The organism is Acinetobacter sp. YH12023, assembly GCF_013420135.1.
GTDB classification, from domain to species: domain Bacteria; phylum Pseudomonadota; class Gammaproteobacteria; order Pseudomonadales; family Moraxellaceae; genus Acinetobacter; species Acinetobacter amyesii.
Genome location: NZ_VOYU01000007.1, coordinates 153,458 through 179,289, shown reverse-complemented (window position 1 = coordinate 179,289; position 25,832 = coordinate 153,458). Strand labels below are relative to the sequence as shown.

22 protein-coding genes are annotated in these 25,832 nt (G+C 42.5%); 6 read left to right on the top strand and 16 right to left on the bottom strand.

Annotated features, from left to right (window positions below; all coding sequences use genetic code 11):
• The first annotated feature begins 58 nt into the window (after positions 1 to 58).
• The 4 genes from paaZ to FTT92_RS09690 all read left to right on the top strand — a co-directional run bounded on the left by paaZ (position 59) and on the right by FTT92_RS09690 (position 5,323).
• Positions 59 to 2,173: a phenylacetic acid degradation bifunctional protein PaaZ gene (paaZ, locus tag FTT92_RS09705; RefSeq protein WP_180172009.1), complete on the top strand. Its 2,115-nt coding sequence runs from the start codon at positions 59 to 61 to the stop codon at positions 2,171 to 2,173.
• Positions 2,174 to 2,475: 302 nt separating this feature from the next.
• Positions 2,476 to 3,861, top strand: a complete 1,386-nt coding sequence (locus FTT92_RS09700; protein ID WP_180172008.1) for an MFS transporter — start codon at positions 2,476 to 2,478, stop codon at positions 3,859 to 3,861.
• Between the two features lie 398 nt (positions 3,862 to 4,259).
• Entirely contained in the window at positions 4,260 to 4,496 is a 237-nt protein-coding gene (locus FTT92_RS09695) for a VF530 family DNA-binding protein (protein WP_180172007.1), read from the top strand.
• A 128-nt stretch (positions 4,497 to 4,624) separates the two neighbouring features.
• On the top strand, positions 4,625 to 5,323 hold the full coding sequence (locus FTT92_RS09690; RefSeq protein WP_180172006.1) for a DUF1826 domain-containing protein: 699 nt from the start codon (positions 4,625 to 4,627) through the stop codon (positions 5,321 to 5,323).
• A gap of 43 nt (positions 5,324 to 5,366) precedes the next feature.
• Here FTT92_RS09690 and FTT92_RS09685 read toward each other — a convergent pair whose 3' ends face one another.
• From FTT92_RS09685 to FTT92_RS09610, 16 genes are all read right to left on the bottom strand, one after another.
• Complete coding sequence (locus FTT92_RS09685; RefSeq protein WP_180172005.1) at positions 5,367 to 5,576, bottom strand: hypothetical protein; 210 nt, start codon at positions 5,574 to 5,576, stop codon at positions 5,367 to 5,369.
• Between the two features lie 203 nt (positions 5,577 to 5,779).
• Positions 5,780 to 6,055, bottom strand: coding sequence for a hypothetical protein (locus FTT92_RS16805; RefSeq protein ID WP_306672619.1), 276 nt, complete (start codon positions 6,053 to 6,055; stop codon positions 5,780 to 5,782).
• A gap of 194 nt (positions 6,056 to 6,249) precedes the next feature.
• The gene (locus FTT92_RS09675; protein ID WP_180172004.1) at positions 6,250 to 7,653 is read right to left on the bottom strand and encodes an amino acid permease; all 1,404 of its coding nucleotides are present in this window, start codon (positions 7,651 to 7,653) and stop codon (positions 6,250 to 6,252) included.
• Between the two features lie 213 nt (positions 7,654 to 7,866).
• The gene (locus tag FTT92_RS09670) at positions 7,867 to 8,505 is read right to left on the bottom strand and encodes an ATP-binding cassette domain-containing protein (protein WP_180172003.1); all 639 of its coding nucleotides are present in this window, start codon (positions 8,503 to 8,505) and stop codon (positions 7,867 to 7,869) included.
• Positions 8,492 to 9,190 (bottom strand): molybdate ABC transporter permease subunit, encoded by a 699-nt coding sequence (gene modB / locus FTT92_RS09665; RefSeq protein WP_180009449.1) that lies wholly within the window; start codon positions 9,188 to 9,190, stop codon positions 8,492 to 8,494. Before modB ends, FTT92_RS09670 begins: the two co-directional genes overlap by 14 nt.
• Before the next feature lie 3 nt (positions 9,191 to 9,193).
• Positions 9,194 to 9,955 (bottom strand): molybdate ABC transporter substrate-binding protein, encoded by a 762-nt coding sequence (modA, locus tag FTT92_RS09660; RefSeq protein ID WP_180172002.1) that lies wholly within the window; start codon positions 9,953 to 9,955, stop codon positions 9,194 to 9,196.
• Between the two features lie 9 nt (positions 9,956 to 9,964).
• Positions 9,965 to 11,215, bottom strand: coding sequence for a molybdopterin molybdotransferase MoeA (locus tag FTT92_RS09655; protein WP_180172001.1), 1,251 nt, complete (start codon positions 11,213 to 11,215; stop codon positions 9,965 to 9,967).
• On the bottom strand, positions 11,212 to 12,135 hold the full coding sequence (gene moaCB / locus FTT92_RS09650) for a bifunctional molybdenum cofactor biosynthesis protein MoaC/MoaB (RefSeq protein WP_180172000.1): 924 nt from the start codon (positions 12,133 to 12,135) through the stop codon (positions 11,212 to 11,214). Before moaCB ends, FTT92_RS09655 begins: the two co-directional genes overlap by 4 nt.
• 51 nt (positions 12,136 to 12,186) lie before the next feature.
• Positions 12,187 to 12,753 (bottom strand): molybdenum cofactor biosynthesis protein MoaE, encoded by a 567-nt coding sequence (locus tag FTT92_RS09645; RefSeq protein ID WP_180171999.1) that lies wholly within the window; start codon positions 12,751 to 12,753, stop codon positions 12,187 to 12,189.
• A gap of 2 nt (positions 12,754 to 12,755) precedes the next feature.
• A complete protein-coding gene (locus tag FTT92_RS09640; protein WP_180171998.1) occupies positions 12,756 to 13,007 on the bottom strand; it encodes a MoaD/ThiS family protein in 252 nt (83 codons plus the stop codon).
• A gap of 2 nt (positions 13,008 to 13,009) precedes the next feature.
• Positions 13,010 to 14,047 (bottom strand): GTP 3',8-cyclase MoaA, encoded by a 1,038-nt coding sequence (gene moaA / locus FTT92_RS09635; RefSeq protein ID WP_180171997.1) that lies wholly within the window; start codon positions 14,045 to 14,047, stop codon positions 13,010 to 13,012.
• Positions 14,048 to 14,403: 356 nt separating this feature from the next.
• Complete coding sequence (locus FTT92_RS09630) at positions 14,404 to 15,027, bottom strand: molybdenum cofactor guanylyltransferase (RefSeq protein WP_373683052.1); 624 nt, start codon at positions 15,025 to 15,027, stop codon at positions 14,404 to 14,406.
• Positions 15,027 to 17,819: a nitrate reductase gene (locus FTT92_RS09625; protein WP_180171996.1), complete on the bottom strand. Its 2,793-nt coding sequence runs from the start codon at positions 17,817 to 17,819 to the stop codon at positions 15,027 to 15,029. The genes FTT92_RS09630 and FTT92_RS09625 overlap by 1 nt, the downstream gene beginning before the upstream one ends.
• Positions 17,820 to 18,110: 291 nt before the next feature.
• Complete coding sequence (nirD, locus tag FTT92_RS09620; RefSeq protein ID WP_180171995.1) at positions 18,111 to 19,721, bottom strand: nitrite reductase small subunit NirD; 1,611 nt, start codon at positions 19,719 to 19,721, stop codon at positions 18,111 to 18,113.
• A 113-nt stretch (positions 19,722 to 19,834) separates the two neighbouring features.
• Complete coding sequence (nirB, locus tag FTT92_RS09615) at positions 19,835 to 22,381, bottom strand: nitrite reductase large subunit NirB (protein WP_218951572.1); 2,547 nt, start codon at positions 22,379 to 22,381, stop codon at positions 19,835 to 19,837.
• A 66-nt stretch (positions 22,382 to 22,447) separates the two neighbouring features.
• Positions 22,448 to 23,797, bottom strand: coding sequence for an MFS transporter (locus FTT92_RS09610; RefSeq protein ID WP_180115624.1), 1,350 nt, complete (start codon positions 23,795 to 23,797; stop codon positions 22,448 to 22,450).
• Between the two features lie 444 nt (positions 23,798 to 24,241).
• On the opposite strand from FTT92_RS09610, the gene FTT92_RS09605 reads away from it, so the two are divergent.
• Both FTT92_RS09605 and FTT92_RS09600 read left to right on the top strand, forming a co-directional pair.
• Positions 24,242 to 24,829 carry an ANTAR domain-containing response regulator gene (locus tag FTT92_RS09605; RefSeq protein ID WP_180171994.1) on the top strand — a complete coding sequence of 196 codons (588 nt, stop codon included), beginning with the start codon at positions 24,242 to 24,244 and terminating at the stop codon, positions 24,827 to 24,829.
• Between the two features lie 3 nt (positions 24,830 to 24,832).
• Complete coding sequence (locus FTT92_RS09600) at positions 24,833 to 25,828, top strand: ABC transporter substrate-binding protein (protein WP_180171993.1); 996 nt, start codon at positions 24,833 to 24,835, stop codon at positions 25,826 to 25,828.
• The last annotated feature ends 4 nt before the right edge of the window (positions 25,829 to 25,832 follow it).

Sequence of the window (25,832 nt, the reverse complement as noted above, 5' to 3'; positions counted from 1 at the left end):
TATGAAACACATATTATAAATTTAACATTAACAACGTATCATAAATGGAGTTATATCGATGTTGGATCTTGAGCAAAATTCACAAGACAATACCATTTCAGTGGATGGCAAATATGAGCCATCGGAATCTTTATTGCGCTTAAGTTCATTGGTTCTTGGACAAGAACACGTTGCATCAGCAGACTTACGTACAGTATTTCACGCCATTTCAGGTCAAGCCATTTACCAAGTCAGTAGTCATGGCATTGACACTCAAGCCGTGGTGCAATATGCCAAAACGCATGGTTCAAGTGTTGCCAATTGGACCTTTCATCAACGTGCCAATGCATTAAAGCAAATTGCACAGTACTTATTGGAACGTAAAGAAGACTATTATGCCCTTGCCGCAGCAACGGGCTGTACACGTAAAGATGCGTGGATTGATATCGAAGGTGGTATCGGCACATTATTTGCCTACTCAAGTTTAGTCCGCCGTGAGCTGAGCGATGAAAAAGTTTGGATTGAAGATGATTTTATTCAACTGTCTAAACACGGTTCATTTGGTGCCAAGCATTTACTGAGTCCCAAAGCCGGCGTAGCAGTACATATCAATGCCTTTAACTTCCCGATTTGGGGCATGTTGGAAAAAATTGCACCGACTTTATTGGCGGGTGTGCCGTGTATTGTAAAACCTGCAACAGAAGGTGCTCAGTTGACCCATGCGGTGGTGAAAGCCATTCATGAAAGTGGTTTCTTGCCTGAAGGTGCATTACAGCTGATCTGCGGTCAAACCTACGATCTCTTTGAACATTTAAATGAACAGGACACCGTGACATTTACTGGTTCTGCCTCTACGGGACAAAAATTACGTGCACATCCGCATTTAAATGCCTATTCCATTCCATTTAGTATGGAAGCCGATTCAGTCAACAGTGCCATCCTGACAACCCAAGCCTCAGATGAAAGCATTGATTTGTTTGTCCGTGAAATTTTCCGTGAAATGACCACCAAAGCCGGACAAAAATGTACCGCGATTCGCCGAGCATTTGTCCCTACGGCTTTATTAGAGACGGTGCAACAGCGTTTGATTGAGAAGCTAAAAAAAGTCGTGTTGGGTGATCCAAGCCAAGAAGGTGTGACGATGGGTGCTTTGGCGAGCTATAAACAAAAGCTCGATGTTGCAGAAAAAGTCGAAATATTGGCACAAGATGCTGACATTATTTTTGGCAGTCATTTACGCCAAGATATCACGGTAAATGGTGCATATCATGAAAAATCAGCCTTATATCCACCTACAGTCTTACTTTGCCGTCAACCACTTGATGCACAACACGTCCATCAGGTTGAGGCCTTTGGCCCGGTGGTGACACTGATGCCGTATAGCACAGAAAGCGAGTTGGCAACCTTGGTTGCAAAAGGTGAAGGCAGTTTGGTGGCATCCATTGTACGCAATGCGGATGAAAATATTGAAAGCTTGGTTGCAAAAATTGCACCATGGCATGGTCGTCTGCATATTTTAGATACGGAAAGTGCGCGTGAAAGTACTGGCCATGGTTCACCCCTACCACTTTTAGTCCATGGTGGTCCTGGTCGTGCAGGTGGCGGTGAAGAATTAGGAGGCTTACGTGCAGTCAAACATTATATGCAACGTACAGCATTACAAGGCTCACCAAATGTGTTAACCCAAATTGGTCATCGCTGGACAGCAGGTGCACAAGTCTTTGAAGATCGCGTGCATCCATTTAAAAAGTCATTTGATGAACTGCGTATTGGTGAGCGTTTACTAACAGCACGCCGCACCATTACCGAAGCAGATATCGTTAATTTTGGTGGTTTGAGTGGCGACTATTTCTATGCACATATGGATAAAATTGCCGCTGCAGAATCATTATTTGGTGAACGCGTTGCGCATGGTTACTTTATTGTATCTGCAGCAGCCGGTTTATTTGTAGATGCCGCAGCAGGCCCTGTTATTGCCAATTACGGTATGGATAATTTACGTTTTGTAGAGCCGGTCAAAATTGGCGACACCATTCAAGTGGAACTGACCTGTAAGCAAAAAACACCAAAAACCTTGCGTGATCCAGAACAAAAACCTCACGGCGTGGTGGTGTGGGACATTAAAGTGAAAAACCAACGTGGTGAATTGGTTGCAACCTATGACATCTTAACGCTTGTCGAGCGTGATGTATAATTTCGACTCAACCAAAAAAGGAATCAATATGATTCCTTTTTTTTATTTCATAGATATATCTGTATCTTTTTTTTGTAAATAGCATTGACGAATAATGAATTTCAACCTAAATTCGATTAATGATACTTTTTAAAATTAAAATAAATAATAAATGTATCAAATATATTTCAATAATAGCTTTGCACAGGAAGTTGCAAAATGAATGACAAAACAATGGTTATAGAAACAGTTGGTTGCATCAAGCAACCTGCCATTTTAATCAAAGTAGGTAGTTATATGGACATGAATAAAAGGAATTTCGCATGAATAATTCGCAAATAGAAATGAATACACCAGAACTTGCACTGGATATCCCCGAACAATCGAGTACACAGAAAATTGCTTTAGCAACCATCGTTGGTACCACCATCGAGTGGTATGATTATTTTATTTATGCTGCTGTTGCAGGTTTAGTTTTTAACCAACTTTTTTTTACACCTGCCGGACCTGCTTTCGGAACCCTATTAGTCTTCGCCTCGATTGGTATTAGTTTTATTTTCAGACCCTTTGGTGCTTTTATTGCAGGTTACTTTGGCGATAAATTAGGACGTAAAGCTGTACTCGCTATGACTTTGCTTTTGATGGGTGGGACAACGACCATGATTGGTTTACTTCCAACCTATGAGAATATTGGTATCGCAGCTCCGATCATTTTAATTTTATTGCGTATTTTACAAGGTATTTCTGCAGGTGGTGAATGGGGTGGAGCTGTATTAATGGCTGTTGAACACGCTCCTACCAAAAAACGTGGCTTATTTAGTTCATTTCCACAGTTAGGTGTACCACTAGGTTTGTTACTTGCATCCTTTGTTCTGGTGATTATGACCGCTTATGTTTCTCCTGGTGACGCATTTTTAGAATGGGGATGGCGCATACCATTTTTACTCAGTATTATTTTATTTGGTTTAGGCTATTGGATTCGTCGCTCAGTTGAAGAAAGTCCAGTGTTCGAACAATTAAAAGAGCGTAAAGGCACAGCAAAAAAACCAATACGGGAACTATTTTCTGAGTATAAAAAACTTATTTTAACAGCTTCCCTTCTTACTGCTGGTACAACTTCACTTGGTTATATGACAGCAGGCGGTTTCATTCAAAGTTTTACTACTAATCCAAATGGCATGGCGTTAGATCGACCAACAATTTTGAGTTTAGTCTGTACTTCTGCAGTCATTTGGACATTTTTTACTTGGCTTTCAGCAGTCATGTCCGATAAATTTGGTCGAAAACCTATTTATATTTTAGGTTCAATCATCCAAATTTTAACTGCACTATTCTTATTCCCATTGGTTAGTACTGGTGAATATGTATACATTATGCTTGGTTTAGCAATACTCGCTATGGGAATTGGAATCACCTATGGTGTGCAAGCTGTTTATTATTCTGAACTCTTTCCTGCATCTATTCGATTCTCTGGTATTTCGATTACTTATGCACTGGGTTCAATCATTGGTGGTGCATTTGCTCCCCTGATTGCTGCAGCTTTAATCACTAAAGCTAACGGCATTTTCTTGGTAAGCACCTATCTGACGGTTATGGCTGTTATTGCTTTCATTGCAATCTGTGTACTTAAAGACCGCACAGGTATTACACTGGAACCAACCGATGAAGCTGAGAATGCACAAAAGAAATCGCCATTTATTTGGAAATAATCTAAGCGTTTAGATTTTTTAAATGACTTGCACACCATGTCATTAAAAATAAGACCTGACTCGGACTTTTCAATCCGAGTTTTTTCTTGACCGATGCTTATAAATTTCTGCATATATAAACAGTCAAAAGAAGTATAGGCTGACTAACTAAAAACGAATTGTTTAAATTAATCATTTTCTGAATGCCAATTCTTCTTTTATTGATTTTACGCTTATAAATCTTCATACCCAAGATCTTATCTAGAGTGCTTCTTTGCTTTTAAGAAATCTTAGTCTTGCAAAATAGCTTCGGAACTGTATTAAATATTGAATATGAATCACATTTCAATTTCAAACCCTCTCATTTTTCAACTCGCTCAGGTTATAATGATCGTCTCCCAAAATACGATTGATCTAATATGAGCACCTCCAATGACCCTTTACACGGCAAAAAACTTGCTGACATCTTGGATGAATTATTAGATTACTACGATGGTTTTGAAGGCTTAAGCCATAAAATTGAAATTAGATGTTTTTGCATAGATCCAAGCGTTAAATCATCACTACGATTCCTACGTACTACACCTTGGGCACGTGAAAAAGTAGAAAATTTATATTTGTATGTCTTACGCCAAAAAGCCAAACAAAAAGCGTAACGATTAATACCTAAGCTCGAATAATCTTGTATAGCAGTTTATGTTTTAAGATAAAATAAAACTGTGAATCCTTCTAGCTATTCCTTGCACGCAGTATCTTCGCCTCAGATTTAATTTGATCCCTATTTATGAGCAATCCTTTTTCCCAGTATCCTCAAATTGGTGTAGTCACTACATTTTCTGAATTGATTCATCGTCATTTTGAAGGTCAAATGAATGCGCTTTGCTGGCAACGTAGCTTACAAGGCGACTTTAAAGAAATAGTCGAAAAACTCGAACTGATTGAAAATATAACCGAAATTTCCATAGATGATCTGAAGGAATTAAAGCTTTCAGCGCAAGGTCATTTAGCTAGAGAAATCATTTTAAATGACATGCAACAATTAACAGCATTTGGTGCATCACCCTCGCTGAATTTGCTTAAATGTTATGAACGCGATGATGAATTCGATTTCATCTCAACCGATGTTTATTCTTTTCATGTTGATCGATCACCCATCGCTACCGATACCTTTTTATGTACGTATTATGGTGCTTCCAGTGATATTGTGCCAAATGATCAAGTCACACAAAAAATCTTAATTCCTGAAATACGAGATCAACTCAAAGCTTTATACGATGGCCCTGACTCAGAGTTTGATGACTTTTTAAAGGAATATTTTTTTGATTTACATTATCAACTCAAAGACAATGCTGTGCCTGTAAATTTAGGCAATGGTCATCTATGGCGTTTAGCGGTGGATCATCCTACACAGCCAGTTTTACCTTGTGTGCACCGCGCACCTGTTGAAAATGCAGGTGAATATCGGCTTATGCTGATTTGCTGATTTTAAATATTGATAAATCCTGAGTCCATACGATCCATTCTGTCTAATGAATGAACCGTAATTGAGATCGAGCTGAATTAAGGCAGCGGTAAAGCACTGGCAGTAGCCAAATATCTGTTTGTGCTTGGTCGTATTGTACCTTGGCAAATGCAGATTCGAAATTGCTGACATTTTTAGCAAACGTACTTTGTAAGGCCGTCGAAATACCAACAGCTAAGCCTAGACGTATAAACGCCGTAAAATATAAAGACATGATTTTTCCCACTCATTTATTAAAAAAAAGTGGCGGGAATGTTTTAGGCTACCCCGCCATTAGCGGGGCATAAACAGGAGGAGGTGTTTGCAGAAAGAGATCAGGCGCTTGATAAAGATTCGTCCAAACAAATTTTGGCGAATATTCAAAGGCCTGATGTGCAATAAAAAGAATCGATTGTTGGTTTTGTACAATCAAATGCGTCATAGACGGCAAATGGTCTTGATGATCTTCACCGAGTTGAGATCACTTGCGGTATTTTTGATTGGCTTGCTATTGGATTCATCAGATGCTTGATGCAACGAATGCTGTGGATTGGTTTCACTGCTGACGCATAAGGTATTTTGATGATGACCAAAATGATAGCTTTGAACAACTTGGGTTTGCTCTTCATGCACACAGAAAGCGGCTGCCACGTTCCAAAGGCTTTGGAACATGAACAATCCGACTAAGACTGTTATCCATGTCGCAGAACGCATATTGTATCAATCAAGAAAATTTTAACGATTATAAAGCTTGGAGTCGGTCGAAGGTCAAGTGAATCTTTGAATTTGTCTTAAAAATGGATTGCCATAGAGATATAACGTAACGCATTCGCTTTAATCCCCTGACACGGCACATTCTAAAGACAATCCATTGGTTCATGATTACGATTTTTATCAGCGAAACTTTTTTAATTTAGTTCGGAATCATTCTTCAACTTAGCTTTTCTTGTCACAACTAAGCCGCAGAGCACCACCAATGTCGTAACACCTAAAGATAATGAAGTTTCATAACTGTAGGCTGGAGATAAAAACATATAGATCAGCACACTTAAGATCACCAAAATGACTGCCCATGTGAGCCATGGAAATAGCCACATTTTAAACGCAACCTCAGTCCCATTTTTTTCGATTTGTGTTCTCAATTTAAGCTGTGAAAATGCAATCACTAAATAAACCAATAAGGCAATTGAACCTGTTGTAGACAGTAAAAATCCAAATACTTGACCTGGAAATAAATAGTTGACTGCACAGCAAACCAAACCCACTACAGACGATGCCAATACTGCAATTGCAGGCACACCAGAGGCATTAATTGATGTGACCCATTGAGGTGCTTCTTTGCGTGTCCCCAATGAAAATAGCATCCTTGATGAACTATAAAGTGCAGCATTCATACAACTTGCAACCGCAATAAAGACCACACAATCAATAATCAATTTTGATTGAGGGACATTTAAACTGACCAAGACATATTGGAAGGTGCCTAATTGTTGTAATTGCGGTGAACGCCAATCTACCAGTGCAACCGTTATAAAAATTGAAACCACAAAAAATAAGATGACTCGATACAACACTAAATTGGTTGCGCGTTTAATTTTTTGCTCAGGATCTTTTGATTCTGCTGCAGCGATCGATAAGATTTCAACACCAAAGAATGAAAATGCTGAAATCAATATTGCTGAAAGTACACCACCCAGGCCATTTGGCATAAATCCATCATTTTTAAATAGATTTTCTACACCACTTACATTAGGTGCTAAGGGCCAAAACCCCAATATGGCGGTGAGTCCAATGCCGATAAAAATTACAATAGCCAAGACTTTTATCAGAGAAAACCAAAATTCAAACTCACCAAAACTCCGAGTACTAAAAAAGTTCGCTAAACTGAGAAGCACAATAAAGAATGTCGCAAATACAGCACTTGATATTGAAGGAAACCATGCATGCAGAATTTCTGCACCAGCGATTGCTTCAATTGGAATAACTAAAACCCAAAACCACCAATATAACCATCCGATGGTAAAGCCCGCCCAAGGCCCAATGGCTTTTCTTGCATAGGTTGAAAATGAGCCGGTGTCAGGTTGAGCTACAGCCATTTCTCCCAACATTCGCATGATTAAAAAAACCAAAATACTGGTAGTAATATAAGCAAGAACGGCGGCAGGCCCTGCTTTTGCAATCGCAGCAGATGATCCAACAAACAGTCCAGCACCAATTACACCACCAATACTGATCATTGTAATATGCCGATTAGATAGCCCTGCACCCAGTTTTGCAGTTGAATTATGTGTGGCTAAGCTATCATCATGCATCGATTAGATTCCCTGTCTGCACGGTCAGTCGTACAAATCATTATTTCCAAGATCATTAGGAATAAAAAAGGGAAAACGCTGTGTTCTCCCTTGTTTTGTAACAATTTAATCTAGAAAATGAGTTTTTCATAGTTCTAATCAAAACTTTAAGATGCAGCTTAATACCATTTTTTCATCTAATTCACTGTTATTACTTATATAATTTATATTTATTTAAAAACTTATTTGACCATTTTCTAGATACAAAATATGGGCTTTTAAATAATCTAACTCATCGCCATGATGCGTAACATATATCATCGGCAGCGCCAACTGTTCTTTCACCGTGTTTAAAAATGGCAATATTTGATCTTTCAGCCTGCGGTCCAGTCCTGTCAGCGGTTCATCTAACAGCAGTAAGTCAGGCTGTGACAGCAATGCGCGTCCTATGGAAACGCGCTGCGCCTCACCGCCAGAAAGTTCATGCGCCCGCCGTTTGAGCAGTGGCTGTAACTCAAGCAGATTAATCACTTGCTCAAATTTAAATTTCGCATTTTCCTGAGCGCCTAAGTTCTCCGCATATTGCAGATTTTGCTGCACATTCATATGCGGAAAAAGCCATGCTTTTTGAAAAATCAGCGCTATATGGCGTTTATGCATCGGCACGTTAATCTTCTGCGCCGTATCGAACACATCACGCTGATTCAGCGATATATAACCTTGCTGCGGCTGCAGCAAACCAACCAAATTTTTCAGCAGCGTAGACTTGCCGCTGCCTGATGGCCCCATAATGCCAAGCAGCTGTTCTTGCATCTGCAGCCGAGCCTGCAATTGAAAATCTGCATATTGAAACTGAAAATCACACTGAAGCATGGCCGGCTCCGAGTTTTCGCTGATAGCGCTGTAAAATATAATAATTGGCAATCAATGCGCCAAAAGCCGCCAGCAGTGAAAGGATCACTAAACGCATTGCGGATTCTTCGCCATTGGGCTGCTGTATCAGCGAATAGATAGCAATTGGAATGGTTCGGGTTTCATCAGGAATATTACCCACAAAGGTAATGGTTGCGCCAAATTCGCCTAAACTTCGGCTAAATCCTAAAATACTGCCGATTAAAATGCCCGGCAATGCCAGCGGCAGGCTAATTGATGCAAATACCCGTAACGGATGCGCGCCTAGTGAGCCTGCAACCTGCTCCAGCTGCTGATTAATCATTTGAAAAGACAAACGGATCGGCTGCACAATCAGGGGAAATGACACAATCATGGATGCTAAAACGGCGCCTTTCCAATTAAAAGCCAGTTGAATGCCCCATTCATTGAGCAGCTTGCCGATCCAGCCATTTGAACCAAACAGCACCAATAGCAGATAACCTAAAACCACCGGCGGCAGCACCATCGGCATTTGTAACAGCGCTTCGACTAAAAATTTCAAATGAAACTCATAGCGCGCCAGCACCCAAGCCAGCCCAATAGCAAATGGCAAGCAAAATACAGTGGCGCAAACGGCAACCTTAGCCGACAGAAACAAGGCGCTCCACTCTTCTGGGCTGAGCATGCTTTAGCCTTTCACACCAAAGCCATAATGCTTAAAAAGCATTTTGCTTTGCGCATGGTCTTTAAGATAACGGTAAAACTTCACGGCCTCAGGTTTAGCTGCGCCTTGATGTGTTAAAGCCAATGGATAAATGATCGGTTGATGAGTATGATTTGGAAAAATCCCGGCTATTTTAACTTTAGAACTGATCAGCGCATCGGTACGGTAAACAATCCCCACTTGGCACTCACCGCGTTCAACAAAAGCCAAAGCCGATCGTACATCATCTGTCCCGACAATCCTTCCATTCAAACTTGATAGCCAGCCCAACTTGGTTAGGCTTTGTTTGGCATATTTTCCAGCAGGTACAGACTCCATTTGCCCTGTACATAAGTGACCTTTGAATGCCTTGGCAAAATTAAACTGCGGCACGGCTTTAAATTGCATATTCACCGCTTTAGGCGTAATCAGCACCAAATCATTGCTTAGCATGTTGAATACTTGCTTTGCAGGTATTTTCTGTTTTTGCACCAAATAATTCATCCAGTCCACATCTGCTGAAAAATACAAATCACTTGGCGCACCGGCTTCAATCTGTTTGGCTAAAGCAGATGACGCGCCAAATACCGGTACAATTTTGATGTCTGGATTCTGTGCCTGATATTGCTTTGCAATATCGCTGATAGCATTGCTTAAACTGGCTGCAGCATAAATTTTGACTGTTTCCGCCTGAGATGCGCCAGCAATGAAGCTCAGTCCTAGTGCTAAAATAAATTTGAATCGCATAGCAAACTCCTAATGCTGAATAAATACGCCTTGAAGAATTTGTCCTGCTTGCACAGACTGCCCTGCAGGAATCCGAACAATGCAATTAGCTTGCATTAAATTGCTCAACATATGCGACTGCTGTTTAGACAGGCTAGTTAGTTGAAGCTTGCCTTGCTTATCAAAGTGCGCCGACATTCTTAAAAACCGCTCACGTGCATCTGCTTTTAGGTCATGTGTCATGACTGCGCTGAACCAGTCCAGCGCAGGTGTTTGACCTTGTAGGGCTTTCAATAATCTATCTGTATAAATTTGCATGCCGACATAGACTGCAGCGGGGTTGCCCGGCAGTCCGAGTAAATAACAGGAACTGCTGTCAGGACGTCTATATTGTGCAAACAGCATCGGTTTGCCGGGTTTTTGTTTCACTTTCCAGAAAATTTGCTGAAAACCGATGTCCAAGGCTGCCGGCCGAACAAAATCATAATCACCGACAGATACGCCGCCAGTCGTTAAAATTAAATCAAAGCTGTCTTTTAAACGGTTGAATAAATCTAAAACCGCCTGTTTTTCATCTGCAATATGAATCACTTCAACTTGGACGTGCTGCGACTGAAACCATACTAAAATCAGCGGCGCATTGGCATCAAATATTTTACCAGCACGGTAATCTTCTATATTTTGCGCAACTTCATCACCTGTAATCACGACCGCAATTTTCGGATAGGCAAAAACTTCGCAGTGTGAAATACCAGCCATACTGAGCGCTGCAATTGATCCAACCGTCAGCTTTTGACCACGCACTGCTAAACATTGTCCAAATGAAATTTCCTCACCTGCATCTCGAATATCTGCATGCGGGCTTAAGGCTGCAGTCAGTTCAATCTGCTGTCTATCCGCCTTTACAATTTCTTGCCGCGCTACAGTTGCCGTGCCTTCAGGTATCGGCGCGCCGGTAAATATGCGGACAGCTTGTCCTGCTTTTAAGCTTATTTCAGCCGTTTGCCCTGCGCGGATTTCTCCAATCAGCTTAAATTGCGCGCCGGGTTTAATTTCACCCGCTGCGCAAATGGCATAGCCATCCACTGCGCTTTGCGCAAATAAAGGCAGCTGAATTGGTGAATGCACATCTGCCGCCAAATAACGGCCTAAAGCGTGCTGAAGCGCCAAAGTTTCATGCGCTAAACTTTGCGTATGTGTCTGAATCAGCGTAAGCGCTTCGTCCACTGAAATCAGTCCAGCCTCGGCCCCGCAGCCTGCGTGCAATACGGCTTGGTTCATTGGTAGCCTCCTGCATGCGGAATATTCTTCTGCACATCAAATAGATGCACCAAGGCAGGTAAAATGGCAATCAATGATTCTTTTGCGCCTTGTCTGCTGCCCGGCAGTGTAATGACTAAACTGTCATCAATATAGCCGGCAACACCGCGGCTGAGGGCCGCATAAGGGGTGCGTTTCTGCCCAAAACTGCGGGATGCTTCCATCAGCCCTGGAATTTCCCGTTTTAACAGCGGCTGAATGGTTTCAACGGTTAAATCTTTCTGGCCTAGACCTGTACCGCCCACGGTCAAAATCAGCGGATATTGCGTCTTATGCTGTTCAATAAGAGCCAAAAGCTGTTCAGGACTGTCCGGTATCACTTGATAGCTGATGTTGCTGAAGTTTGCTTCTTCTAAAATTTCGAGGACATTTTGCCCTGCAGTATCTGATTTTTTACCGGCAGCAACCGTATCTGAAAGCACAATAATCGACGCTGATAAGCTTTCTTTCAATACACGGGTAAAATGTGATTTACCGCCTTTTTTCTTTTGCAGTTTCACCTGATCTAGGCATAAATCTTCAGGCTCACAGTGCGGTTTCAGCATGTCATACAGCGTTAAACCGGCAAGGCTGACAGCAGTTAAAGCTTCCATTTCTACCCCTGTAGGCCCAATGGTTTCTACAGTGGCAATAATTTCGACCTGTGCTTCACCCAACTCATATTCCACATCTGCACGGTAGATCGGCAGCGGATGACAGAGCGGAATAAGTTCATCTGTACGTTTAGCGCCCAAAATACCTGCAATACGTGCGGTTTTCAGCGCGTCGCCTTTTTCTGTATTGCCATTACGCAGCAGTTCAATGCAATGTGGCGGTGCATGCAGTATTCCAGTTGCAATGGCTGTACGGTAACTTTCCGCTTTCATGCCCACATTTTTCATTGCTTTGTCCTTGTCTTATTCATTTGCGTCTGCAGTATTAAATTTGGAGTTTTATAGGTGCCATTGGTAAATATTGGCGTTCAAATGCATGGTCTGATGGCTGTTTTGATGTGCATGTTCACATGACTCGCCATGAATATGAGCATGCTGCGCTGCATGACTTGTCGCCTTGGGCACATGATCTTTACGAATACAGCAGCCCTCTACATATTGGCTGCTGCCGTCCATATAAAACTCTTCTTTCCAGACCGGAACTTCATGCTTAACCCGCTCAACCGCTTCTTCGCAGGCAGCAAAAGCCTCACGTCGGTGCGGCGCATAGGCCATGGCGATAATGGCGGTATCACCGACCTGCAGCGCGCCAATACGGTGTACAACCCGTACATATGACACGCCGTATTTGGCTTGAATTTCCTGTTCAATTTGCCGGATCATTTTTTCAGCCACAGGCGCATAAGCGGTATATTTCAAAGCTTTTACCTCTTTGCCTTCATGGTGATTACGCACCGCGCCTATAAATACACCTATACCGCCGCATTCAGGAAATGCCTTAATGCTGTCAAAATCGGCTTGGCTGAATACCGTGTCTTGTATGCGTGAAATATGCTTGAGCTCCATATTCAGCCTCCCGCCACAGGTGACAACAGCACAATGGTACTGTCCTGCATCAATGCGGTTTGCCTTGGCACAATGTCTTCTCCCATAGCGCAGGCGCAGCGTTCAAGCATGCTGAACGACTCCGGAAATTGATCTGTAACTTGCTGCAAAACCTCTGCAATCGACTGCTGTGCGAAGCAAGTCAGACTCAAATTCTCTGGCAGCAGGCGTTCAATAGCGCCAAAAGATTCTATTTTGATGGTGATATGAGTCATCTTTAACCTCCAATCATATGCATGCTGATTTTTCTAGATGGGCTGGATTGGGCAGTTATGGCATGAAAGCCTTGCTCCTTCTGCCAAATATAACTGCCTAATTTTTGCTGCAAAGCCATTGCATCGAGCGGCATTAACTCTGTTGTTTTACTGCTTTTCAGCTGCTGAATTTCATGGCTGAGATTTAAACCTTTTCGGGCAAACAGGCAGTTAAAAAACTCGCCTTGCGCATTCAGTCTTAGACGGTCGCAGCTGCCGCAAAAAGAATTGCTGATGGTTGAAATAACACCTATAGGCAAGCCGTTGATTAAGTAAGATCTGGCTGGTGACGCACCTTGACCGTGCAATGTTTGCACTTCAAAAACAGTCTTGAGTTTATCCAGTATGTCTTGTTCGGTAACGACCGCAGCTTTAGACCAGTTTTGATCACCATCCAGCGGCATAAACTCGATAAACCGCAGTTCGAAACCTTGTTGCAGCGCCCATTTTGTTAATGGAATGATTTGCTGTTCATTTAGACCTTTCATTAACACGGTATTGATTTTTATTTCAAAGCCCGCTTGCTGAGCCGCTTCAATACCTTCTAATACAGGCTGTAATTGTTTTTGTGTCAGCTGGAAAAATTGCGCTTCATACAAACTGTCCAAACTGATGTTTATGCCATCTAGGCCAGCTTGTTTTAGGGCCTGTGCATATTGCTTCAGATAATGTCCATTGGTGGTCATGGAAATACGTTTAAGGCCTAGCTTTCTGAGCTGCTGCAGCTGTTCAATAAAATGTACAACGCCTTGACGCATAAGAGGTTCACCGCCGGTGATCCGGATTTGATCAATCCCGCGCAGCACCATAAACTCACAAAAATTGTAAAGTGATTCAAAACTAAGAAGATTATGCTTTTTCATCCACTCAGGATGTTCAGGCATACAATAGACACATTTAAAATTACAGCGGTCTGTCACTGAAATGCGCAATTTGCGTTTTTCACGGCCAAACTGATCCTTAAAAATGGTCGCTGGCTGTAATTGTGTCATGCTGTTCATGTTTATCTTCCATGGTGCTGTCATTTGCCCTGTCTTAGCTCAGTACAAATTTTGCGCCCTCTTTTCTTGCAGTAAAAATAGCAATAAGTGTTCCAACTTTGCGCTTTTTTGAATATTTATTTCAGAGGATTTGGTTTGTTTTTTTGACATACAAAATCAATAACTTACAAACAACTAATAGCAATTAAAAATATAAATTGCCGTTAAGCCCATTATCAAAGGTATAAAATTAGTCTGTTTTATCGCTAGATATCATGCTCAAAAGCTTCATATTGGCTGTAGATTTTCTCTCTGGGTTCAAAAACAGCACATTAGGCTCATCATTTAAAATGAAAGCTCCGCAAAAAGTACAGCTTTCAGAGAAAATTCAGCTGACGGTGCTGCTGCAGCTCATCTAAAGAGTTAATACTGTGAAAAAAGAGTGCATTATTTTGAAAACGTGCAACTTGCATGTGCATTTGACTGAAACACCCCTTCAAACTGCGCTGTTTTTGATCAAGATGGGCTTGCAGCATTGTGAGACTGCTTCGTTTCAGCAAACAAAATGGATACAGCGCTTTGCCATTAATTTCCACAACTGCCACTTCACACAATGGATCCCGCTGCATGGCCTGATGCAGTCTCGAAAGCACTTTCTTCGGGATATAGGTCACATCGCACGGGACAAACAAAACATAATCCGACTGTACATGTGACCACGCGCTTTTCATGCCCATCAACGGCCCTAAAAAACCCGCTTCATCATCTTTATACAGCTTTATTGAAGGAATCATGCATTCATAGATTGAATGGTCACGATGGCTGTTAATCCAGACATTTGCAGCCCGTGATTTTAAACACTGATGAATCTTAATGAGCTGAATTTCATCATCAAATTTTTGTAAAACTTTATTTATACCGTTCATTCTGCGGGCTTGACCGCCCGCCAAAATAACCAAGTCTGTTTCTGGATAGCCTACTGATTTGGTGATTTTCTTCATCATTCTGCGTACTCCGTCTGACAGGCTTTAATTAAGCCTCGAATTTCTGATAAGCACGAACCGCAATTGCCGCCGGCCTTTAAACATGCAGTAACTTGTTTTTCATGGGTAATATTCTTTTCTTTAATGGTTTCGATAATGGTATTTTTACCGACTTTAAAGCAGCTGCACACCAGCGGACCTGCACTGTTGGTCATGTTCATCGGCTGACCTGCCAGCAGCGCTTTGCGGTGCATTGCGCTTAGTCGTTCACGCTTAAACATGCCAGCAATCCAATCACGGTCTGGCAGCATAGAGCGTTGCGCAATATATAGACTGGCAATTAAATGCCCATCTTGCAGCACCACGGTATGACTCAAATCGGCAGTTTGATCTTCCAAATTCAGCCATTCAAAGCTTTCATCGGTAAATGGCAGTAATGTTTTCAGCTGCTGGACAGTGTTTCTAAATTTTTTACGATCTGCCAACTCAAAACGTGTCGCTTTCGCTGTTTTAATTTTGGTCCACCAAACCGTGTTTTGAATGGTGTTTTGCACCATTTGCTCAAAGCCGTCACGTACATACAGTACACCTTGCCACTGTATATAAAACGGCTGCACAAATACAGGCGTGTGTTTAAATTCAGGTTCGCCTGAAAGCGCATCGACCACAGGATTCACTACTTTGCCGATACGCGCATCCGATGCAACTTGGTCATTCCAATGAATTGGCGCAAAGATTTGACCGCGCCGAATTTTATTGCTGACCTGCGCACGTAAAATACATAAGCCCCAGTTAGATTTCACCTCAACCAGTTCACCATCTTTAACACCAAACTTCAGTGCATCTTGCGGGTGTATTTCACAAAATGGTTCGGCGATATGTGTACTCAAGTTTGCAGATAAACCTGTACGACTCATGGTGTGCCATTGATCACGGATACGGCCAGTATTTAAAACCAGCGGATATTCGCCGCAAATCTTGTTCAAAGGGTCAATAGCGGTTGTTGCTACAAACTTAGCTTTGGCATCGGCATGACTGAATTGGCCTGCTGCAAACAAACGGCTGACTGCATCAGCGCTCTGATCTAACTGCCAAACTGGCCATTGCACGGGCTTTAATTCAGCATAATCTTGTGCAGATAACTTACTTAAACCCTGCAAGTTAAAGTAGCGAAAAGACTCAGTGGTATCACGTTGATCTAAAGGCGCATTTTGATAAGCAGATAATTTTGCATGTTCAATAAATATGTCATAGCTGCTGCTGTAGTCAAAACCGCTATAACCCATCTTTTTCGCAACTTGTGCAATAGACCACCAGTCTGCTCTGGCTTCACCCGGCGCATCTAAAAAAGCAGTTTGACGTGAAATACGGCGTTCAGAATTGGTAACGGTTCCGTCTTTTTCACCCCAGCCCAATGCAGGTAAAAGCACATCTGCATATATTGCTGTGTCTGTGTCTTTGCAAATATCCGACACCACTACAAACTCGCATTGCTCTAAGGCACGTTTGACTTGATCTGCATCTGGCAAGCTCACAACAGGATTTGTCGCCATAATCCAGATGACTTTTATTTTGCCGCTTTCAACCGCCTGAAACAGATCAACCGCTTTTAATCCCGCTTTATTGGCAATAAATGGACTTTGCCAAAACTCTTGTACTAATGCCTGATGCGCCGTGTTATCGACATCTAAGTGCGCAGCCAGCATATTGGCTAAGCCGCCAACCTCGCGGCCACCCATTGCATTGGGCTGACCTGTCATAGAAAAAGGCGCTGCACCTAATTTTCCGATTTTGCCAGTCAGCAAATGGCAGTTAATAATACTGTTGGCTTTGTCTACACCGCGCGAAGACTGATTAACCCCCATCGAAAATAGCGACATAACTTTGTCAGTTTGCGCAAATTTTTCAAAGAATAGCTGTAATTTTTCTAAAGAAATACCTGTACGCTCAGCAACTGCTGTCATAGAAGCTTCTGTTTTACTTTGCTCCAGCGCTTGCGCCAAACCTTGAGTATGTTTGGTGATAAAATCTACATCACTATGATTATTTTGTACTAAATACTGCAGCAAACCGTTGAACAGTGCGACATCTTGCCCCGGTAAAATTGGTAAATGCAAATCTGCAGCCTCACAGGTACTGGTAAAGCGCGGATCAATGACCACCACGAACAAATCACGTTCTTCTTTGGCTTTCATAATGCGCTGATACAGCACGGGATGGCACCATGCTGTATTGGATCCGACCAGCACCACCATATCTGTATGCTCAAAGTCTTCATAGCTTGCTGGTACAAGGTCTTCACCAAATGCACGCTTATGTGCCGCCACAGCCGATGACATGCAAAGCCGTGAATTGGTGTCAATATTTGCAGTACCTAAATAGCCTTTGACAAATTTGTTAACGGCATAGTAATCCTCCGTCAGCAGTTGGCCCGACACATAAAAAGCGATGCTTTCACGTCCGTAAAGATCTATACATTGCTGAAATTTTTCGGCAATCAGTGCTGTTGCTGTGTTCCAATCTGTAGCCTGACGAGTATGAAATGGTGATGTTTGACGCCCAAGCATCGGCTGTAAAACACGTGTTTCTAATCCAATCGTATCGGCTAAGTTACTGCCTTTAATGCACAGCTTGCCATAGTTTGATGGATGGTTCGCATCGCCAGTCACGCTCACTTTTTGCCCTAAAGCTGTCTGTTCAACTGTTGCGCTCACGCCGCAGCCGACACCGCAATATGGACAAGTGGTTTGCGTTGTTTTAATTTTATTTTCTGTGGAGCTATGCAGTTCCACTATCGGGATGCTATTCACTTCTGCTGGCTCCTTTTCCAAACTTTTTTAAACACTTAACACGCTCAAATCGGTGTCTTTTCATTTACGTTTATATTTAAAGGTCAACATTCGGTTCGACCTACTTTTCTTTCGGGAAAAGTAGGCAAAACCATTGTCATCCGCTGAACTCGTCCACTACCGGCTTCTAACAGATGTATTGCAAATACATGACTATTCATCTGCAATCCTGCCTTAAACAACAGCGGATGACGTTATCGCGTATCCAATGACGATTTAAATCTTGTATCTTTTTTTATCAGGGCGATTCCGTTACCCTGCTTTCTTTAATGCAAAATCCTTACCAAACAGCAATTTGTTTCGGATACTTGAAATTGGAGTTTGATCTGAAATCAATTCTGCATACCATGCCCCGTCTTCAGTATCGCCAAACAGCACAGCACCAATCACTCTATCTTTTTGAATAATAATGCGTTTATAGATTTGGCGTTTTTCATCATTCAAAATAATGTCTTCAAAATCATCCAACGGTTCAAAGTTGCCTGCAGAAAAAACATCACAGCCGCTGACTTTTAACTGCGTCGGAACCGTAGGCGCTTTGAAGGTTAAGCTGCCATGTTCGGCCAAATGCGATGCACAAATGAATGCCTGTCCCCAAAGCGGTTCAACTAAACCGAAAGTTTGGCTTCGGTGTTCAATACATTCACCCACCGCATAAATACTCGGATCAAAAGTTTGCATGGTGTCATTCACCATGACACCGCGGCCGCAGCGCAGTCCTGCACTTTGCGCCAATGCAATATTTGGGCGAATACCGACTGCAAAAACTACAAGATCTGCATCTAAAACAGTATCGTCCTGCAAACGCAGCTGCTTCACATGGCCATCTTCACCCATCAACTCTTGGGTATTTGCTGCAGTCATGATTTTTATACCTTTTTGTTCAATCGCATGATTGAGCATTAAGCTGGCTTTTTCATCTAGCTGACGGTCCATAATGCGGTCCATCAAATGCAGCACTGTGACATTCATGCCACGCTGTTTCAGGCCATACGCAGCCTCTAGGCCAAGTAAACCACCGCCAATCACCACTGCATTTTGCTTAGATTTACAGTAATCCAGCATGCGGTTTACATCATAAATATCACGGAAGCTGAGAACACCTTTTAAGTCAGTTCCCGGTATAGGCGGAATAAATGGCTTAGAACCTGTCGCTAAAATCAGACGGTCATAATCGATGACCAAGCCCTTTTCTGTGTATACCTGCTTACGCGGACGGTCTATGCGTACCGCCGCATCACCTGCTACAAAACGGATATTTTTGTCTTTATACCAAGCATGTGAATGCAGCATGATATCTTCAATGGTTTTATCGCCTGAAAGCACAGGTGAAAGCATAATTCGGTTGTAGTTCCCCCAAGGCTCTTCACCTATGACCGTAATCTCATAACGCTCTGGCGCCATATCCAGCAGATCTTCTAAGCAACGCATACCTGCTAAGCCATTGCCGACCAAAACAAGTTTCATCAACTCAGACGATGGCGCGTTATTGGTAATATAGGTTTTTTGAGCAGTTGGACTAATCAGCACACGGCCATTTTCAATTTTGCTTGGAAAAACCAAGAGTTTTTGGTCTTTATCTTCTAAGCAGCGCCCAGTAGCAAGGCTGAAATGCTGTTTATAAATGGGTGATGCCACAACACGCTCACCCTGCAAGTCACCAATAATACCACGGGACATAACATAGGCTTGACTAAACGGATCTTGATTGCTCAGTGCATAAACCCGCTTTTCTTCACCGACACGGAATATCGCAATTTGCTGATTTTCAATCAGTGCACCCACACCTGTATTTGGCGTAATATCTTCTAATGCACAAACCTCAAACCAGTCTAAATTATTCATTTCTTTTAAAATTGTCATATTCTTCATCCTTTTTTAAACTTCTTTTAGTTCACCATCTTTCGTTTCCGCTTTAACGAGAAACCGAATAAGGATGTAAATCAAATAAAAGAAGTTTTAAATTCGTTATTCTCTTAAGCTTCAACCACTGGAATGCGTGACGAATCGCGTTCAGCTTCTGTTTTGGGTCTGATTTGACCGCGAACGGATGCAAACTGAATATGCGGATCATTTTGCTGTTCTGCTTTTGCATTCACGAAAGTCACAAAGCGTTTACGTACTTCAGGATCTTCTACAGCAGTACGCCATTCATCTTGATATGTACCCACAACATGGCTCATACGGCGTTCAAGTTCACCCGCTACGCCAAGCGAATCATTCACAACGACATCTTTCAGGTAATCTAAACCGCCTTCCATGTTGTCGCGCCATACAGAAGTACGCTGCAAACGGTCTGCTGTTTGAATGTAGAACATAAAGAAACGGTCAATGTATTTGATCAATGTTTGCGTATCTAAGTCTGATGCCAAAAGCTCTGCGTGACGTGGCTTCATACCGCCATTGCCGCATACATAAAGGTTCCAGCCCTTTTCTGTCGCAATCACGCCCACATCTTTACTTTGCGCCTCAGCACATTCACGGGTACAGCCCGACACAGCCATTTTCAGTTTGTGCGGTGAGCGAAGGCCTTTGTAGCGGTTCTCTAAATAAATCGCCAAGCCGACTGAATCGTCCACGCCATAACGGCACCAAGTACTGCCGACACAAGATTTCACCGTACGCAGTGATTTGCCGTAGGCATGGCCAGACTCAAAACCAGCAGCAATCAATTTTTCCCAGATTTCAGGCAGTTGATGCACTTGTGCACCAAACATATCAACACGCTGACCGCCTGTAAGTTTGGTATATAGACCATATTCTTTGGCAATTTGACCCACGGCAATTAATCCGTCCGGAGTAACTTCACCGCCAGCCATACGCGGTACAACCGAATATGAACCGTCTTTTTGAATATTGCCGAGGTAGTAGTCATTACTGTCTTGCAAGCCCGCATGGCTTGGTTTAAGTACAAAGTCATTCCAGCATGACGCTAGGATATTGGCTGCCGTCGGTTTACAGATATCACAGCCTAAACCATGGCCATGCTGTTGAATCAGGTCATCAAAGGTTTTGATTTCGTTCACACGTACCAAGTGATAGAGCTCTTGGCGTGAATAAGCAAAGTGTTCACATAAATGGTTATTTACAGTTACACCTTGACGCTGAAGCTCCGATTTAAGTACTTGAGTGACTAATGGCGCACAGCCGCCGCAAGCTGTTGCAGCTTTCGTACATTTTTTCAATGCGCCTAAAGAGGTCGATCCGTCTGCAATGGCTGAACAAATATCTGCTTTAGAGACGTTGTTACATGAACAAATCGTTGCGCTGTCTGGCAGCAGATCGACACCGCTTCCGCCCGATTTACCTGCAGATTGTGCATAACCAGGCATGATTAGGCTTTCTGGGCTTTCTGGAACTTCTAAGCCATTCAGCATCATTTGCAGCAGGTCATTGTATTCTTTAGCACAGCCCACCAATACTGCACCTAGCAGCTTAGTTTTCTCTGCATTCACGACAATTTTTTTATAAACCTGAGCTGCTTCATCTGCATAGAAATAGCTTAAAGAATTTGGTGTCATTGCATGCGCATCGCCTACAGATGCAACATCAACTCCCATCAGTTTCAGCTTGGTGCTCATATCTGCACCAGCGAAAAGCGTGCAGTTTTGTTCCATCACATGCTTTGCTGCAATACGTGCCATCTCATAGCCCGGCGCAACTAGGCCATAAATTTTATTTTGCCAAAGCGCACATTCACCAATGGCATAAATGTCAGGGTTTGAAGTTTGGCAATAATCATTAATTACAATACCGCCACGCTCACCAATGGCTAAACCACTTTGGCGCGCTAATTCATCGCGTGGGCGGATACCTGCAGAGAATAAGATGATGTCGGTTTCCAGTTCAGAACCATCACCAAACTTCATTACATGCTTCGCATTTGCACCGTCTTCAATGCAAGATGTTGCTTTTTGCGTATGGACTTTAACACCTAGATTTTCAATTTTCGAGCGTAAAACTTTACCGCCTAGATCATCAATCTGAACTGCCATTAAGCGTGGTGCAAATTCAACAACATGGGTTTCTAAGTTTAAATCACGCAGCGCTTTTGCTGCTTCTAAACCCAATAAACCGCCGCCGATCACCACACCTGTTTTAGCATTGAGGCTTGCGGCACGGATGGCATCCAAGTCTTCAATGGTACGGTACACAAAGCAGTTTTCACGCTCATTGCCTGGAATTGGCGGCACAAATGCATATGAACCTGTTGCGAGCACCAGCTTGTCAAAAGAAAGAATATCACCGTGATTGGTCGTGACCGTTTTATTACGCTGATCAATTTCAACCGCTTTGGTGCTCAGGCGTAAATCTATACCGTATGCATCAGCAAAGTCGCTGCGGCACAGGGTTAAGTCTTTCGCTGACTTGCCGCTGAAGTATTCAGTTAAATGCACACGGTCATAAGCAAGACGCGGCTCTTCAGCTAAAATGGTTAATTCAACATCATCACCTGCGTGTTCCAGTACAGATTCGATAAACTTGTGGCCAACCATGCCATGTCCAATCATGATGATTTTCATATTCTTTCTCCGCAATATTTTCTTTGGCACAGCCTAAGCCTCTATACGCTTAGGCCGCTATTTGTATTAGTTTTGAACTTCAGCTAGATTTCTTTCATTCACAGCTTGTTCAAATAAGCGCTGTTCTTTTTCTTTATGCTCTACAGAGAAGCGGATCATCAGCACACAGCTTGCAGCAATCACCACCAAACCGCCAAGCACCATCAGCGTGGTTTGAATATCCAACATGCCTTTAAGCAAGAATCCTGCAGCTACCGCACCAACGTTACCGCCTGCGCCGATAATGCCTGCCACGCCGCCTAAAGCATCACGGTCAATGAATGGCACCAAGGCATAGGTTGCGCCGCACGCCATATGGGTGAAGAGCGCAAAGACTGTCATGGCAAGAATGGCGAAGATTGGCGTGCTCATTTGCGAGAACAGTATTAAAAACAGTCCTTCGAGCAGAATCATCGCAAACAGAACTTTGGTACGGCCATCCAAGCCTTTGGTGGTCGCGACTTTGTCTGAAACAATACCGCCCAGCGCGCGGGCAAACAGTGCCAATAGACCGAAGATCCCTGCTGCCATGCCGGCTTCTTTTAATCCGAATTGGAAATTGTCGACGTAATACAGCGCAATAATGTTGTGAATAAAGATTTCGATACCAAAGCAAGCTGCATAAGCGCCAAATAAAATCCATACGCGATAGTTACGCGCTGCGTGCATGAGAATGGCTGCACCGCCTTTTTTGTCTGAACCGACCGCAACGCCTTGTTCACGCAGTTCTTTAAAATTGCCTTGCGGGCAGTCTTGGGTAAATTTCCAATACAACGCGCCTACGATCAGCATCATCACACCAGGAACGATTAACGCTATGCGCCAGCCCATCGCTTGCTCTACACCAAACATAACGAGTGCGCCAAGCAGTAAAGGCATGAGGGCTTGAGTTGCACCGCCGCCTGCATTGCCCCAGCCTGCTGTTGCCGCATTGGCTGTACCCACCACATTAGGCGCAAACATAATGCTGGTATGGTATTGCGTGATGACAAAGCTTGCGCCGATCGCACCGATCAGCAAGCGGAAGAAAAGAAAAGATTCATAGCTATTCGCAGATGCAACCCCAAAGACTGGGATGCTGCCGACAATTAATAATGCTGTGTAGGTCTTACGCGGGCCATATTTATCACATAAAGGGCCGACAATCAGGCGGACTAAAATCGTGATTGCAACCGCGGCAATATTAATATTGGCAATTTGATCTTTAGTCAGGTGAAATTCGCCTGCAATCACTGGCATCAACGGCGCACAGGCAAACCATGCAAAGAAGCAAACAAAGAATGCGAGCCAACTCATGTGGAAGGCCCGCATTGCTGCTGAAGAAAAATTAAATAGACTTATTTTTGTGGCTTTTTTGGCATTTAAATTTGAAGACATAACCTTCTCCTGACTGAACTGAACGCATGAATTACTCGGTTATGTCGCTAACACATAACAGAGTCGATCAGAACGGACGTCGTTGGCCGTCTACAAATTTTTAGAGTCTTCATTGACTCAACAAGTATTAAGCACGAGCCATGCCAAGTTTTTATTTTCGACTTCAATTCATCTTTACATTGCGGCTTTGAACGCCGACTTGTCAGAAATTAAGCGAATTAAGGTAAATAGATAGTCAATATGCCTATAGAGATGCGGCTGAATGTTCAAACGTGGTTCAGCCCTGCACAAGATCAGTGCACGGAAATGGTTCAATTTTAAAATGTGCATATAACCAAGCTAAAATTTAGAAGCAGATTTATATTTTGTATTGTCTTAAAATTTGGCATTTAAATTGCTTAGAAAACTCAATACGTATTTGTTTGGCTCTGTCTGAGCGTTTGCATGCCAAAACTAAAAATAGCCCTAATTGATGATGATCAAGAACGCGCTGAATTTATTCAAGCCTCATTAATTCAACATGACTTTGATGTGGTCGCCAGTTTCATGATTGATCATTTAAATATGTCATATCTGCAAAATATTCAGGCAGATGTGATTTTATTGGATATGGATCACCCGCATCGCGATGTCATTGAAAGCTGTGTCAGCCAATTTGACTTACCGACTGTTCTATTTACTAAAAATTCGAGTCTCGAAATTATCCGAAGCGCGATTGATGCAGGTGTCACGGCTTATATTGTCGATGGCATTGACCCTGCACGTTTGAATAGTATTTTAGAAATTTCAATTGAACAATATAAAAAGCATAAAAAACTGCTGAATGATTTGGCTGAAACCAAGTGCAAATTGGCCGATCGAAAAGATATTGAAAAAGCCAAAGTACTTTTAATACAAATGCATGGATTAACCGAAGATCAAGCATTTAATTTGCTGAGAAAAAATGCCATGAGTCACCGTATGACAATGGGTGAAATGGCGCGCCGGCTGATTGATGCGCAAGCACTGTTACAGTCTCAATTTAAGGAATAAACCATGCAAAAGCTTGAAAAAACAGATATTCAATTGGGCTATATTCCTTTACTGGACTGTGTTGCTTTGCTCTGGGCAGAACATCAAGGATATTTTGCTGAACAAGGGTTAAATGTCAAACTGACTCAAGAACCGTCTTGGGCAAGTTTACGCGACCGTCTAGCTTTTGGTTTTTTAGATGCTGCCCATTGCTTATCGGCCATGCTGCCTGCGTCTGTGACGGGTAAAGACCATCTCGGCATTCCCTTACAAACCTCTCTTACACTCAGTACTAATTGTGCTTATATTAGTTTGAGTCAAAAGCTGTGCTATGAATTAAATATCCATGCTTTGGATCTTCCAAAAAATTCAGCAGAGAAATTTGCATCGGCGATAAAACAGAATCAAACGATTCAGTTGGCGCATGTTTTTCAGCATTCGATTCATCATTATATTTTAAGAGAATGGCTGGCACTTGCCGACACGGAACTCGCTCAAACGCAAACGTTTTCAACTTTACCACCGCCTTATATAGTGGAAGCAATATCAACGCAACGAATTGATGGATTTTGTGTCGGAGAGCCGTGGAATACACAAGCTGAAATACAAGGCTATAGTCGTATTATCGTCAATAGCCAAGATATTATTGATCATATTCCAGATAAAGTTTTGGCTTTTACCCATGATTGGGCAGAAAAACATCCCAATACCTTAAAGGCAATCAATCTTGCCATCCAAAAAGCCCAAAACGATCTGCTTCAACAAACGCATTTTTCTGAAATATTTTCTTTGTTAAAGCAATATCACATCATCCGTTTTGATTGTTCTGAGCAGATTCACGTCGAGGCTTTTCATCGGATCAAAAGCATCATTCAAAATTTTGGCAAGACCCAAGCACCACAAATTTCAGACTTTGAATGGATGATTCAAAAAATGCAGCAATACGATCAATTAAATATTGAAGATGAAAAGGTTTTTGAAATAGCTCAGTCTTGTATTTATCAAGATACTTTGGGCTGAAGTG